Origin of the sequence: Nonomuraea sp. NPDC048916 (assembly GCF_040649575.1) — a bacterium.
In the GTDB taxonomy this organism is placed as follows: Bacteria; Actinomycetota; Actinomycetes; order Streptosporangiales; family Streptosporangiaceae; genus Nonomuraea.
Map to the genome: position 1 here is coordinate 79,788 of NZ_JBEZFS010000039.1, position 12,422 is coordinate 92,209.

The 12,422-nt window shown below is 69.1% G+C and carries 14 protein-coding genes; 8 read left to right on the forward strand and 6 right to left on the reverse strand.

The window, feature by feature from the left end:
- Nucleotides 1-29: 29 nt before the first annotated feature.
- Nucleotides 30-860, reverse strand: coding sequence for a helix-turn-helix transcriptional regulator (locus AB0C16_RS32380; protein WP_357688518.1), 831 nt, complete (start codon nucleotides 858-860; stop codon nucleotides 30-32).
- Nucleotides 861-963: 103 nt separating this feature from the next.
- Here AB0C16_RS32380 and AB0C16_RS32385 point away from each other — a divergent pair, with 103 nt between their 5' ends.
- Nucleotides 964-2,367: an MFS transporter gene (locus tag AB0C16_RS32385; protein ID WP_357688520.1), complete on the forward strand. Its 1,404-nt coding sequence runs from the start codon at nucleotides 964-966 to the stop codon at nucleotides 2,365-2,367.
- 382 nt (nucleotides 2,368-2,749) lie between these two features.
- Here the strand turns inward: AB0C16_RS32385 and AB0C16_RS32390 are convergent, their stop codons facing one another.
- Nucleotides 2,750-2,974 carry a DUF397 domain-containing protein gene (locus tag AB0C16_RS32390; RefSeq protein WP_357688522.1) on the reverse strand — a complete coding sequence of 75 codons (225 nt, stop codon included), beginning with the start codon at nucleotides 2,972-2,974 and terminating at the stop codon, nucleotides 2,750-2,752.
- 54 nt (nucleotides 2,975-3,028) lie between these two features.
- Nucleotides 3,029-3,892 (reverse strand): helix-turn-helix transcriptional regulator, encoded by an 864-nt coding sequence (locus AB0C16_RS32395; RefSeq protein WP_357688524.1) that lies wholly within the window; start codon nucleotides 3,890-3,892, stop codon nucleotides 3,029-3,031.
- A 301-nt stretch (nucleotides 3,893-4,193) separates the two neighbouring features.
- Here AB0C16_RS32395 and AB0C16_RS32400 point away from each other — a divergent pair, with 301 nt between their 5' ends.
- The 7 genes from AB0C16_RS32400 (at nucleotide 4,194) to AB0C16_RS32430 (ending at nucleotide 10,210) form a co-directional block, all read left to right on the forward strand.
- Nucleotides 4,194-4,415, forward strand: a complete 222-nt coding sequence (locus tag AB0C16_RS32400; RefSeq protein WP_357688526.1) for a hypothetical protein — start codon at nucleotides 4,194-4,196, stop codon at nucleotides 4,413-4,415.
- Between the two features lie 245 nt (nucleotides 4,416-4,660).
- Entirely contained in the window at nucleotides 4,661-4,792 is a 132-nt protein-coding gene (locus tag AB0C16_RS32405) for a hypothetical protein (protein WP_357688528.1), read from the forward strand.
- Between the two features lies 1 nt (nucleotide 4,793).
- The gene (locus tag AB0C16_RS32410) at nucleotides 4,794-5,456 is read left to right on the forward strand and encodes a hypothetical protein (RefSeq protein WP_357688530.1); all 663 of its coding nucleotides are present in this window, start codon (nucleotides 4,794-4,796) and stop codon (nucleotides 5,454-5,456) included.
- A 141-nt stretch (nucleotides 5,457-5,597) separates the two neighbouring features.
- A complete protein-coding gene (locus tag AB0C16_RS32415; RefSeq protein ID WP_357688532.1) occupies nucleotides 5,598-7,787 on the forward strand; it encodes a molybdopterin-dependent oxidoreductase in 2,190 nt (729 codons plus the stop codon).
- A gap of 1 nt (nucleotide 7,788) precedes the next feature.
- Nucleotides 7,789-8,400 carry an HD domain-containing protein gene (locus AB0C16_RS32420; protein WP_357688534.1) on the forward strand — a complete coding sequence of 204 codons (612 nt, stop codon included), beginning with the start codon at nucleotides 7,789-7,791 and terminating at the stop codon, nucleotides 8,398-8,400.
- Nucleotides 8,401-8,520: 120 nt separating this feature from the next.
- Entirely contained in the window at nucleotides 8,521-9,342 is an 822-nt protein-coding gene (locus AB0C16_RS32425) for a Rieske 2Fe-2S domain-containing protein (RefSeq protein WP_357688536.1), read from the forward strand.
- A 28-nt stretch (nucleotides 9,343-9,370) separates the two neighbouring features.
- Nucleotides 9,371-10,210: an NAD(P)H-binding protein gene (locus AB0C16_RS32430; protein WP_357688538.1), complete on the forward strand. Its 840-nt coding sequence runs from the start codon at nucleotides 9,371-9,373 to the stop codon at nucleotides 10,208-10,210.
- Here the strand turns inward: AB0C16_RS32430 and AB0C16_RS32435 are convergent.
- The 3 genes from AB0C16_RS32435 to AB0C16_RS32445 are packed head-to-tail and all read right to left on the reverse strand — an operon-like array spanning nucleotide 10,207 to nucleotide 12,190.
- Nucleotides 10,207-10,431 carry a hypothetical protein gene (locus AB0C16_RS32435; protein ID WP_357688540.1) on the reverse strand — a complete coding sequence of 75 codons (225 nt, stop codon included), beginning with the start codon at nucleotides 10,429-10,431 and terminating at the stop codon, nucleotides 10,207-10,209. The two genes, AB0C16_RS32430 and AB0C16_RS32435, sit on opposite strands and share 4 nt — an antisense overlap.
- A 31-nt stretch (nucleotides 10,432-10,462) precedes the next feature.
- The gene (locus tag AB0C16_RS32440; protein ID WP_357688542.1) at nucleotides 10,463-11,218 is read right to left on the reverse strand and encodes a sulfite exporter TauE/SafE family protein; all 756 of its coding nucleotides are present in this window, start codon (nucleotides 11,216-11,218) and stop codon (nucleotides 10,463-10,465) included.
- A gap of 51 nt (nucleotides 11,219-11,269) precedes the next feature.
- Nucleotides 11,270-12,190, reverse strand: coding sequence for an SPFH domain-containing protein (locus AB0C16_RS32445; RefSeq protein WP_357688544.1), 921 nt, complete (start codon nucleotides 12,188-12,190; stop codon nucleotides 11,270-11,272).
- Nucleotides 12,191-12,422: the final 232 nt, after the last annotated feature.

Here is a 12,422-nt window from a genome sequence, read left to right on the forward strand (position 1 = left end):
TGCCATGTGAGACCGGTTTGTGCGCGTTCCTAGCGGGTGGCGATGAGCCGGTCGACCGCGGCGCGGCTCTCCTCCTCGAGCGGCGTGTAGATCACCAGACGGGTCTCCGGCGCCGACGACAGGTTGAAGCTGGTGGTGCGGAAGCGGATCTCGCCCAGCACCTCGTGCTTGTACCTTTTCTCCCGCGGCCCCGGCTCGGCCACGTCCTGGCGCGCCCAGAGCCTGGCGAACTCGGCGCTCTCCGCGCTGAGCCGGCGGACGAAATCCTGCCAGCCGGGGTCGTCGGAGTGACGGCTGTAGGCGCCCCGGAAGATCGCCACGGCCCGCGAGAGATCCTGGTCACGGTCGGCCGGCGTGGCCGACATCCTGGGATTGACGCAGCCCTGCCAGAGGGTGTTGCGCTCGCCCTCGGAGGCCGCGACGACCTCGGGGAAGAGCGCGTCGTAGGCGGTGTTCCAGGCCAGCACGTCGCAGCGGCTGTTGGCCAGGCAGGCGGGCATGGGGTCGAGCCGGTCGAGGATCGCCCGCATCTCCGGGGTCACCCGGGTCTCGTCGGCCGTCAGCGCGGTCTCCGGCTGACCCGCCAGCCGGTAGAGGTGCTGCCGCTCGGCGGGATCGAGGCGGAGTGTCCGCGCGACGGCGTCGAGCACCTGGCTGCTGGCGTTGATCGGGCGGCCCTGCTCCAGCCAGGTGTACCAGGTCACGCCCACCCCGGCGAGCTGCGCCACCTCCTCGCGGCGCAGGCCGGGCGTGCGCCGGCGCGGGCCGGGCGGCAGATCGACCATCTCGGGGGTGATCCGCTCGCGGCGGCTGCGCAGGAACGCCGCCAGGTCCGAACGTCGTGCTTCCGTCGCGGTCACCTCTCCACTATGGAGGTACCGGGAGGGGGTTAACCAGGTAGCCTCAGTACCAGTATAAATGGGCTCTCGTTACTGGTATGGATCTCACGTCATGCTGGACCGCATGACGCGAACCGCCGCCGTTTCCACCGCTCCGGTCATCCGGCCGAAGCGGACCCGGGCCAGCGGCCTGCTCCTGACGGTGATCCTCGTCGGGCAGTTCCTGGCCATCCTGAACGTCAACATCGTCAATGTGGCCACCCCCACCATCGAGGCGGACCTGCGCTCATCCGGCGCCGCGCTGCAGATGATCGTCGCCGGTTACACCATTGTCTACGCCGTCCTGTTGATCACCGGAGCCAGGGTCGGCGACCTGTTCGGCTACCGCAACGCCTTCCTCGGCGGCCTGGCCCTGTTCACCCTCTCCACGCTGGGGGCGGGGCTGGCGGCCTCGTCCGGCTGGCTGATCGGGTTCCGCTTCGCCCAGGGCGCCGGCGCCGCGCTGATGATGCCCCAGGTGCTCACGCTGATCCAGCGCAACTACCACGGCGCGGCCAGAGCCAGGGCGATCGCCCTGTGGTCAGCGGTCGTGAGCGGCGGGATCGTGTCCGGTCAGGCGCTCGGCGGCATCCTGCTGGGCTTCGGCGCCGGTTGGCGGGTCGTGTTCCTGGTCCTGGTGCCGATCGGCGTGCTGCTGCTGATCGCGGGCGTCAAGACGCTGCCCGCCGACGTGGAACGCGGCCGGGGCGGGCTCGATCCGTGGGGCCTGGTCAGCCTGTCGGCCGCGGTGCTGTTGTTCGTGGTGCCGCTCGTACTCGGCCGGGACCTGGGCTGGCCACTGTGGGGCTGGATCTCGATGGCGCTGAGCGTCGTGACCTTCGGGGTCTTCGTCGCCGTCGAGCGCTGGGTGACCGCCCGCGGCGGGCGGCCCCTGGTCAGCGCCGGCGTGCTGCGCGCCCCCGGCATGCGACCGGGCCTCGGCGTGCTGCTCTTCGGGCCGGCGACCTGGGGCGCCTTCCTGTTCATCTCGGCCCTGCACCTGCAGAACTACCTCCACCTGTCGCCGCTGGCCTCGGGCATGATGATGGTCCCCTGCGCGCTGGCCTTCGCGGTCGTCGGGCTCGGCTGGACCCGCCTGCCCATCCGCCAGCAGCGCACGCTGGTGCCCTTCGGCTACGTGGTGGCCGCGCCCGCCTATCTCGGCCTCGGCCTCGCCGACGGGGGCGGCGTGACGTACGCGATCATGAGCGCGCTGATCGGGGCCGGGCTCGGCGTGCAGGTGGCGGTGACGAACATCGCGACCGAGCGCGTGGGCGACGCCCACGCCGCCGACGCGAGCGGCGCGCTGCTCACCGTGATGCAGCTCGGGCAGGTCATCGGGGTGGCCACGGTGGGCACCCTGTTCATCTCCTACGAGGGCACCGGACCGCCCACCATGCCGGCCGCCGCCGCCCTCGCGGGCCTGGCCGTCCTCGCCGGCGTGTGCTCCCTCTTCCTCGTACGACGGCGGGCGACAAAACTCGGCTGATTCCTTCAGTTAAATCATTCAAGTTGCCGCTCCAGCATGCGGGTATGCCTCGAACGACTCGGACGGCCCGCTCCTTACTCAGGCGCGGGCCGTCCGGCTCAGCGGCGCACGTGGCGACGTCGGTCGCCGTCTTGCTCCTCGGCCTCGAAGCCCGAGCCGTCCTGCCGCGCTCCGGGGGCTGCGGCGGCGGTCGTCGGTGGGCTGGACCGGGTCTCTCCTCCCCTGCCGGGAAGGTCGTTCAGAGGTTGATCATCTTGGCCCGTCTTGTGCCATGATGTGCAAGTCTTCTGCCGTCAAGAGCTGGAGCGCCGGGGAGGCCGTGGCCGACCTCCTCTAGAGCGGCCCTGTGTGTGTTGTGCCAGCAACCAGTCAGGGCCGTTCTTTATGCGGTGGCTGCGAGCGCCGCCAAGTCGAACTCACCATCACGGACGCCCGCGGTGAACGCGGCCCACTCCGCGGGGGTGAAGACCAGGACGGGGCCGTCTTCTAGCTTGCTGTCCTTGAGCGCAACGTTGCCGTCGGCGAGCGGAGCGACTTCAACGCACGCCGAAGCGCCGTTGCAGAAGCTGCTCTTCCGCCAAGCCGCCATCTTCGAGTCGGTGTACATTTTCTCCCCAAATGGGTAAAGGGGCGCCATTGCCCCTTGTGGAAGTCTTCGTCTCTAACGCCGCCACAGCATGGCCTTGCGCTGGATGAGCACGCGAGACTCGTCCTCATCGAGCGACTCCGACCTGATGTGGTCGAAGGCCGTCTCGTATCCAGCCACCAGTTCGAGGTCTTCGACGAAGTGTGCGCTGTACAACTGCTCTAGATATACAACATCGTCGAATGCCGCGAACTTGAGATGGATGAAGGCACCCGTGTTGACCGGGTGAAGCGAGTCAAGGGTCAGCACGCGAACGCTGACGTGTGGCAGCAGAGAAATCTCGAGGAGATGCTCCATCTGCTCACGCATCACCGAAGGCTCGCCGAAGCGACGCATCAGCGCCGACTCGTCCAGCACGACGTTCAGCTCGGACGGATCGGTTCTGCTGAGGACCCGCCGCTGCCGGTCGAGGCGGGCCTCGACGCGACTGCGGACACCACTGTGCGTGATGCGCGCGATGCCACGGGTGGCCAGGATGACCTCCCGCGCGTAATCCTCAGTTTGGAGGAGCCCCGGCACAATCTGTGGTTCCCAACTGCGCTGGACCGTGGCCTCCGCCTCCAACCCCAGGAGTTTTGTGTACTCCTCGGGCAGAGAGTCTTCGTAATCTTCCCACCAGCCACGCTGATCCGCATCCCGCAACAGGCCGAAGAGTTCGTCAAGCTTGTCACCGTCGATCCGGTAAAGCTTGCCCATCGCCTTGATGTCCTCGGTGCTGGGCATCGTCTTGGCCGCCTCTATGCGGCTGACCTTGCTGGGCGACCAGCCGAGCTCTCGTGCCGCCTTGGCTCCCGTCAGCTTCTGCCGCTCGCGGAGAAGACGCAACTCCTGACCCAGTTGGAGCCGTCGGACAGTCGGGCTGCCCTGCTGCGATGGCACCGTCCACTCTCCTCGTCGGGAATGAAGGTGTAGCCGGAAAGGACTGTTTGAAACCCGGCCGTGTGGGCCGTTCATCCAATCTTACACTGCAACTTGCATGTGTAGTGCCACTCAGGCTTGCCATAAGGCTTTCACGGAGAGACGGTAGGGGCAAGCAAAGCTTCTCTCGGGGGCCGGGGACGGGGCGATGATTTCCTTCACCCTCAGGAGTCACAGGAGTCTCCGAGAGTTGGCGTGCAAGTTGCATACGTAGATGCACAGCAAACCAGCGAGCAAGGTACGAAGAAATTTAAATCTTCTCTTGCTCAAAGTATTGCAGCATCAGGGCGACGGGGAGACGATCGTGCGCAGGAGGATCCCGAAGGACGAGGAGGCCGGAGTGACCGGACGGCCGCACACACGGGGGATTCCGTCCACGAACACGCGCGGCCACGCGGGCCGCTCCATCGGCAACGTCGCCGTCCCGGATATGAATCTCGACCCCAGGGAGGCCGTTTGCCGGAAGGACCCCGCCACCACCTGACGAACCGCCGCGACCATCGCTCGATCGAGCACAGAAAAAGCCGGACCGAGGCCGACCACCCGATCGCCGCATATGGGCTGCCACCCTGCGACGACGCCGGTCGAGAGCCATCAGTCCGGCGAAAGAAGCCACCTCGAATAATGCCGCGAAAGGGGTCTTCTATGTACTCACAAGGTACCAAGGGACTCAGCCGAATCAAGTCCCGGATCCGGGAACTCATCGCGTGGGCAGATCGGGAGATCTGCATGGAGCCGGACGAGTTCGCCTACCGGCGAGGCTGGACCGTGACGAGAAGCGGATTCGGGGCCCGCACCTACCGGGATCCCCGATTCGACCAGCTCAAGGTCACCCCGAGAGTGCCAGAGGAGGTGTCGTGAGATGCCGAGGAATCCACGGAACCAGATGTACCCGGCCAACGAGGACCTGCCGGCCGCCGGCCGCGGCAGCCTGGTGGCCCGGCTCTGGCGGATCCGCACCGAGCTGCTGCTGACCGCCGGGCTCGCCCTGTTCACGCTCACCCTCCTGAGCGCGACGCAGCACGGCCGCTGGATGCCGTTCATCGTGCTGACCAGCGCGATCTCGGTGCCGGCGGCGACCAGAGCGGGCCGCAACTGGGTGACGGCCCATGTCTGGTGCGTGGTCTCCCGGCACCGCATGCAGCGCACCTGCCTTGAGACCACGATGCACACCCGGTCGGGCCGGATCCCGCTGGTGCTCTGGATCACGCCGACCCGTACGGGCGAGAAGGCGCTGATCCTGACCAGGGCCGGCATCTCGGCCGCGGAGTTCGAGGCGTACGCCGAAGAGCTCGCGGCGGCCTGCTGGGCCAGGAGCGCGAACGTCTACAAGCACCGCACCTGGGCGCATCTGGTGGTCGTCGAGATCGTCCGGCGTGACGAGGTCCCGGGAGCCGTCTCCCCCGGGCTCGACCGGCTCTACGGCCGTGCCTGGATCTCGATGCGCCCCGACGTCGAGGAGCCGCCTGATCTGCTGACGCTGCCCGAGCTGTCCAGGAAGCTCGTGCTGCCGCAGGTCGGCTGATCGGCCAGAGGCGCTCCCCGGCCGGCTGACCCGCCCGGGAACGCCTCTGGCCAAAGCCCCGGAGACCGCGGGGGCTCCGGGGCTTCCGCATGCGCGCCGTACGAGCCAAGATGAGTTCAGCTTCCGAACTCAGGAGTCGTGATGACGTCGACCGTTCACCGGACCTGTCCCCTGTGCGAGGCCGTCTGCGGCCTGACGCTCACCCTCGACGAGGGTGGGCACGTGACGAGCGTCAGGGGAGACGGCGATGACCCCTTCAGCAAGGGATTCATCTGCCCGAAGGGCGCCAGCCTCGGCCGCCTGGACGAGGACCCCGACCGGCTGCGCAAGCCGCTGATCAGGGAGGGCGACCTGTGGCGCGAGGCGGGCTGGGACGAGGCGTTCGCCGCCGTCAAGCAGGGCCTCGACCGGGTCGTCGAGCGGCACGGCCGCCAGTCCGTCGCCATCTACCTGGGCAATCCCAGCGCCCACACCATGGCCGGAGCCCTGTACGGCGCACCGCTGATCAAGGCGCTCGGCACCCGCAACATCTTCTCCGCCAGCACGGCCGACCAGATGCCCAAGCACGTGGCCAGCGGGCTGATGTTCGGCCACCCGCTCGCCATCCCGGTGCCCGACCTGGACCGGACCGGCTATCTGCTCATGCTCGGCGCGAACCCGCTGGAGTCCAACGGCTCGCTCTGCACCGCGCCCGACTTCCCCGGCAGGCTCAAGGCGCTGCGCGCGCGGGGCGGCAGGCTGGTCGTGGTCGATCCGCGCCGCACCCGCACCGCCGCGCTGGCCGACGAGCACGTGTTCGTGCGGCCGGGGACCGACGCCTACCTGCTGTTCGGCCTGGTGCACACCCTGTTCGCCGAGGATCTGGTGCGGCTCTCGCACCAGGTCAACGGGCTCGACGAGGTGCGCGAGGCGGCCAAGCACTTCCCGCCGGACGTGGTGGCCCACCGCACGGGCGTGCCCGCCGAGGTGATCGTGCGGCTGGCGCGGGAGCTGGCCGGAGCGGACAGGGCCGCCGTCTACGCCAGGATCGGCACCTGCACGGCCGAGTTCGGGACGCTGGCCCAGTGGCTGGTCGACGTGCTGAACGTGCTGACCGGCAACCTCGACCGGCCGGGTGGCGCCATGTTCCCCAAACCGGCCACGGAGCTCGGCGGCAGGCGCAGGCCGTACACGGTGGGGCGCTGGAAGAGCCGCGTCAGGGGCCTGCCCGAGGCGAACGGCGAGTTGCCCGTGGCGACGCTCGCCGACGAGATCGAGACGCCGGGAGACGGGCAGATCAGGATGCTCCTCACCGTGGCGGGCAATCCGGTGCTGTCGGCCCCTCACGGGGCGCGGCTCGACTCGGCCTTCGCGGAGCTCGACTTCATGGTCTGCGTCGACCCCTACCTGAACGAGACGACCCGGCACGCCCACGTCATCCTCCCGCCGCCGCGCGTGCTGCAGTCGGGTCACTACGACTTCGCGCTGCTCGGCTTCGCCGTCCGCAACTACACCCGCTACTCGCCGCCGTCGCTGCCGCTGGACGGGCAGCCGTCCGAGGCGGAGATCCTGTCCAGGCTGACCATGATCGCGTCCGGGCTGGAGGGCGACCTCGACGAGTTCGTCATCGGCCAGATGCTGGCCAAGGCCGTGGACACCCCCGGATCCGGCGTCGAGGGGCGCGACGTGGCCGAGCTGCGGGCCGCGCTCGACGGCGAGTCGGGGCCCGAGCGCAGGCTCGACCTCATGCTCAAGCTCGGCCCCTACGGCGAGTGGGCGGGCCACGGTGACCTGTCGCTGCGCAAGCTGCTCGACAACCCGCACGGGCTGGACCTCGGGCCGCTGGAGCCCCGGTTGCCCGAGGTGCTGAAGACCGCCTCGGGCCTGATCGAGCTCGCCCCGCCGCAGCTCATCGAGGACGTCGAACGGCTGCGCGGCCGGCTGGACGAGGAGCCCCCGGAGATCGTGCTGATCGGGCGGCGGCATCTTCGCTCCAACAACAGCTGGCTGCACAACGTCGGGCCGCTGGTGGGCGGCAGCAACACCTGCACGCTGCAGATCAACCCGGCCGACGTGGCCAGGCTCGGGCTCGGCGGCGAGGCCGTGGTGCGCTCGGCCAAGGGCGAGCTCACGGTGCCGCTCGAACCGACCGACACGATCATGCCCGGTGTGGTCTCCCTGCCCCACGGCTGGGGCCACGCGGGCAGCACGCAGTCGGTGGCCGCCGAGCACGCCGGGGTCAATGCGAACGCTTTGACCGATGAGACCGCTGTCGACGTTCCGTCCGGAAACGCGGTGTTCAACGGGGTTCCGGTCACGATTTCGACCACTGCTGTGATCATCTCGCATTAGGGTGTCGCGCGTGACTATCGCACCAGCAGAGGATCGCCTGAACGCCCAGATCGCCTTCGCCGTCGAGATCGACAAGTTGAAGCGGGTCATCCGCCGCAACCTGCTGATGGACGGCTCGCGGCGGGAGAACGACGCGGAGCACTCCTGGTACGTGGCCATGCTGGCGATGATCTTCAGCGAGCACGCCCCGCCCGGCACCGACATCCAGCGGGTCGTGGCCATGCTGTTGGTGCACGATCTGGTCGAGATCGACGCGGGTGACACGTTCGTCTACGATCCGGTCGCGGTGGCCGCCCAGGCCGAGGCGGAGCGGGCCGCCGCCGACCGGATCTTCGCCATGCTCCCCGCCGACCAGGCCGAGCCGATGCAAACGCTGTGGGAGGAGTTTGAGGCGCGCGAGACGCGGGAGGCCAGGTTCGCCAGGGCGCTCGACCGGTTCGCGCCGATCCTGGCCAACCACAACACCCAGGGCGGCACGTGGCCGCTGTTCAAGGTGACGGCCACGCAGGTCAAGGAGAAGGTCCGGCTGATCGAGGAGGGGTCGCCGTCGCTCGGCGCCTACGCCCTTGAGCTGGTACGACTCTCCGTCACCAGGGGCTACCTGGCCGAATGATGCCCTCACCCCGGGGGTAGGGGACTTGTCGTGAAAGAGATAGTACGACCGAGACGCAAGCAAATACGCGGTTTCGCTGGACCGGTCGATCTCGCCGAACGGCTTGAGAAGTCCACGGTCATGGACAAACCCATCAAGTCGCTGGCCATGGCCGTACGAAACAGGCTGCGGCCGGGAAGGCTGAGCGACCTGCTCCACGGCGTGCCCACGGGCAAGCCGCTGCACCCGCCGCTGGCCACGATCAGCCTCGGCTGCTGGTTCTCCGCAGCCGTGCTCGACCTCACTCGGGTCGATCCCAGAGCCTCGCGGCTGCTGCTGGCCGTGGGCATCGGCAACGCGCTGCCCACGGCGGCCGCCGGGCTGACCGACTGGTCGTGTCTGCACCGGGAGCAGCAGCGCGTGGGATTCGTGCACATGCTGGCCAACCTGACCGCGCTCGGGCTGTTCTCCGCCTCCGTGCTGTCACGCCTGAACGGGCGCGAGCGCGCCGGACGGGTCCTGTCCTTCACCGGGCTCGCCGTGGGCGGCCTCGGCGCCTACCTCGGCGGCCATCTCGCCTACCGGCTGGCGGCCGGGGCCAACCACGCACCGCAGGTCACCCACCTGGTGCCGCTGGGCTGGCACGACCTGTGCCCGCTCAACGACCTGCCCCTGGGCCGGCCGGTCGCGCGCCGGCTCGGCTACATCCAGTTGTTCGTGCTCCGGCACGGCGACGCCGTCACCGTGCTCGCCGACCGCTGCCCGCACCTGGCCGGGCCGCTCCACCAGGGCAGGCTCGTCATGGAGAGCGGCGAGGTGTGCGTGATCTGCCCGTGGCACGGCAGCACGTTCCGGCTGGAGGACGGCTCCGTCAAGCACGGGCCGGCGACCGCGCCCGCCCCCAGCTTCGAGACCCGGGTCCGCGGCGACGGCATGATCCAGGTGCGCCCGAGCTTGACCTAAAGTTTACTTGAGGTCCTACGGTCGCCCCATGGGCAAAATTCTGCTGACCGGAGCGACCGGTAATGTCGGCAAGCACGTCGCCACCCATCTCGCGGAGTCCGGCCTGGAGGTCCGCGCGCTGGTCCGCGATCCGTCCAGGGCCAGGCTGCCCGATGGGGTCGAGGTGGTCCAGGGCGACCTGACGGCGCCCGAGACGCTGCACCCGGCGCTGAAGGACGTCGAGACCGTCTTCCTGGTCTGGCCCGGCTTCGCCGCCGAGACGGCCGCGGACGTGGTGGAGGCCATCGCCGGGCAGGCCCGCCGGGTCGTCTACCTGTCGGCCGACGTGGCCGACCTCCAGGAGGGCGAGCAGGCCACGATCTTCCACCAGGACGTCGAACGGCTCATCAGGCGCAGCGGGCTGACGTGGACGTTCCTGCGGCCCTGCGGCTTCGCGACCAACACGCTCGGCTGGGCCGGCCAGATCCGCCAGGGCCTGGTGCGCTGGCCGTACGGGGAGGCTTCGCGGTCGCTGATCCACGAGAAGGACATCGCCGCGGTGGCCGCGCACGTGCTGACCTCGGCCGGGCACGGCGGCGCGGCGTACGTGCTCAGCGGACCGGAGCGCCTGACGCAGGCCGAGCAGGCGCGCGTCATCGGCGAGGTCGTCGGGCGCGAGGTGCGCTGGGAGGACCTGCCGCCGGAGGTCGCCCGCGAGGAGCTGCTGGCGGCCTGGGGCGATCCGGCGTTCGTGGACGGCGCGCTGCGGGGGTGGGCGTCGTTCGTGACCGAGCCGGAGAAGGTCACCGACACCGTGCGGACGCTGCTCGGCAGGCCCGCGCTGACCTTCCGCCAGTGGGCGGAGGACCACGCGGACGACTTCCGCTAGCTCGCGCGCTCGTCGGCGGGGTGCTCCACGAGGGCGAGGATCCGGCTCGACATGAACCGGGCGGTGCGTACGGCGGTGCCGCTCCGGGTGACCTCGGTCACCTCGACCAGCCCCCGCCGCGTGGCCACCTCGACGCGGCGGCCCGCGCGGGTGGCGATGACTTCGTAGGTGCGCGGGGTGCCGCCCGCATCGATGACGATCTCCACCCGATCACCCTTCATGTACGGATTTATACCCCACAAAGCCCGGTATTTATCCGTACACCAGTTTGATAATCGCCAGAACACCGACGACCACGATCACACCGCGCAGGATGGGCGCCGGGATGCGACGGCCCACCTTGGCGCCCACGAAACCACCCACGATGGCCCCCAGGGCCACGGCCAGCACCGCCCACCAGTCGACGTCGGCGATCAGGATGAACAGCACCGCCGCGACGCCGTTGACGATCAGCGCCAGCACGTTCTTGGCGGCGTTCACCCGCTGGAGGCCGTCGCTGAGGAAGCTGCCGAGCAGCCCGATCAGCAGCACCCCCTGGGCCGCGCCGAAGTAACCGCCGTAGATCCCCGACCCGAACACGCCCAGCAGGAGCAGCGCGCCGCCGTCGGGATGCGCGTGCTCCCGCCGAGCCGACAGCCAGCCGTTGAGCTTGGGCTGCAACACGACCAGCACACAGGCCAGGCCGATCAGCACCGGGACGACCACCTGGAACACATCCGGGTCGAGGTAGAGCAGCAGGATCCCGCCGATGACGGAACCCAGGGCCGAGACCACGCCCATGCGGATCAGCCGGGCCCGCTGCCCCGCGAGCTCCCGCCGGTATCCGTAGGCGCCGGTGAAGGAGCCCGGCACCAGGCCGATGGTGTTGGACACGTTCGCGACCACCGGCTCGACACCCACGGCCACCAGCGTGGGGAACGTGATCAGCGACCCGGACCCGACGATCGCGTTGATCGCGCCGGCCGCCACCCCTGCCGCGCACACCGCGAGCGTCTCCCAGAGCATCATCCGCACGAGCCTAGAGGGGGCCCGGGCTCGTGATTACAGCGGGTGGCCGGGTCAGATGTCCGGCGGTTTGGGAGGCGGGAACAGGCCGCCCAGACTCTCCAGCACCTTGCCCATCTCCGAGGGGACGATCCACAGCTTGTTGGCCTCGCCCTTGGCGATCTCGGGCAGGGTCTGGAGGTACTGGTAGGCCAGCAGGTGCTGGTCGGGCTTGCCCTCGTGGATGGCCCTGAACACCATGCCGATCGCGTCGGCCTGTCCCTTGGCCCGCATGGCCTGGGCCTCCGCCTCCGCCTGGGCGCGCAGCACCGCCGCCTCCGCGTCACCCCTGGCCCGCAGCACCGCCGCCTGCTTCTCCCCCTCCGCCGCCAGGATGGCCGCCTGCCGCTGCCCCTCGGCCGTGAGGACGGCCGCCCGCTTGTCGCGGTCGGCGCGCATCTGCTTCTCCATCGAGTCCTGGATGGAGGCCGGCGGGTCGATGGCCTTGAGCTCGACCCGGTTGACCCGGATGCCCCATTTGCCGGTCGCCTCGTCGAGGACGCCGCGCAACTCGGTGTTGATCTCCTCGCGCGAGGTCAGCGTGCGCTCGAGGTCCATGCCGCCGACCACGTTGCGCAGCGTGGTGACCGTGAGCTGCTCGACGCCGATGAGGAAGTTGGCGATCTCGTAGGTGGCGGCCCTGGGATTGGTGACCTGGAAGTAGATGACCGTGTCGATGGAGACGACCAGGTTGTCGGAGGTGATCACGGGCTGCGGCGGGAAGGAGACGACCTGCTCCCGCAGGTCGATCATCTCCTTGACCCGGTCGATGAACGGCACCACCAGGTTGAGGCCGGGCGTGAGAGTGCGATGGTAGCGGCCGAGCCGCTCGATGATCGCGGCCGTCGCCTGCGGGATGATCCGCACCGTGCGTGCCACCCCGAAGCCCACTGCCGCGACCACGACGAGGGCGACGATGAGCTGTTCGGCGGTCATGGCAACGCTCCGAAGCCGTAGGAATCGACCTCGTAAATGCTATTTTGGTTTGCGCTTGGGCGGGCCCTGATCAGACAAAAGGGATCTAGTGCCGTAGCAGATCGGGTTTGCCCTGTTTCGTAACGGCACGCCGATCAAGGTCCCACCTCGGTCGGCGTGATCGTTTCAGACTGCTGTGGTGGCTGAACGGGTTCGCGTCCGCGAGATCGATGACGATGAAGGCAACCGGCTG

What these genes read in the sequence shown, in the direction of transcription:
- AB0C16_RS32385 (WP_357688520.1), top strand. Translation starts at nt 964, where the DNA reads ATGACGCGAACCGCCGCCGTTTCCACCGCTCCGGTCATCCGGCCGAAG.
- AB0C16_RS32390 (WP_357688522.1), bottom strand. Translation starts at nt 2,974, where the DNA reads ATGTACACCGACTCGAAGATGGCGGCTTGGCGGAAGAGCAGCTTCTGC.
- AB0C16_RS32405 (WP_357688528.1), top strand. Translation starts at nt 4,661, where the DNA reads ATGGAGCCGGACGAGTTCGCCTACCGGCGAGGCTGGACCGTGACGAGA.
- AB0C16_RS32410 (WP_357688530.1), top strand. Translation starts at nt 4,794, where the DNA reads ATGCCGAGGAATCCACGGAACCAGATGTACCCGGCCAACGAGGACCTG.
- AB0C16_RS32415 (WP_357688532.1), top strand. Translation starts at nt 5,598, where the DNA reads ATGACGTCGACCGTTCACCGGACCTGTCCCCTGTGCGAGGCCGTCTGC.
- AB0C16_RS32425 (WP_357688536.1), top strand. Translation starts at nt 8,521, where the DNA reads ATGGACAAACCCATCAAGTCGCTGGCCATGGCCGTACGAAACAGGCTG.
- AB0C16_RS32430 (WP_357688538.1), top strand. Translation starts at nt 9,371, where the DNA reads ATGGGCAAAATTCTGCTGACCGGAGCGACCGGTAATGTCGGCAAGCAC.
- AB0C16_RS32435 (WP_357688540.1), bottom strand. Translation starts at nt 10,431, where the DNA reads ATGAAGGGTGATCGGGTGGAGATCGTCATCGATGCGGGCGGCACCCCG.
- AB0C16_RS32440 (WP_357688542.1), bottom strand. Translation starts at nt 11,218, where the DNA reads ATGATGCTCTGGGAGACGCTCGCGGTGTGCGCGGCAGGGGTGGCGGCC.
- AB0C16_RS32445 (WP_357688544.1), bottom strand. Translation starts at nt 12,190, where the DNA reads ATGACCGCCGAACAGCTCATCGTCGCCCTCGTCGTGGTCGCGGCAGTG.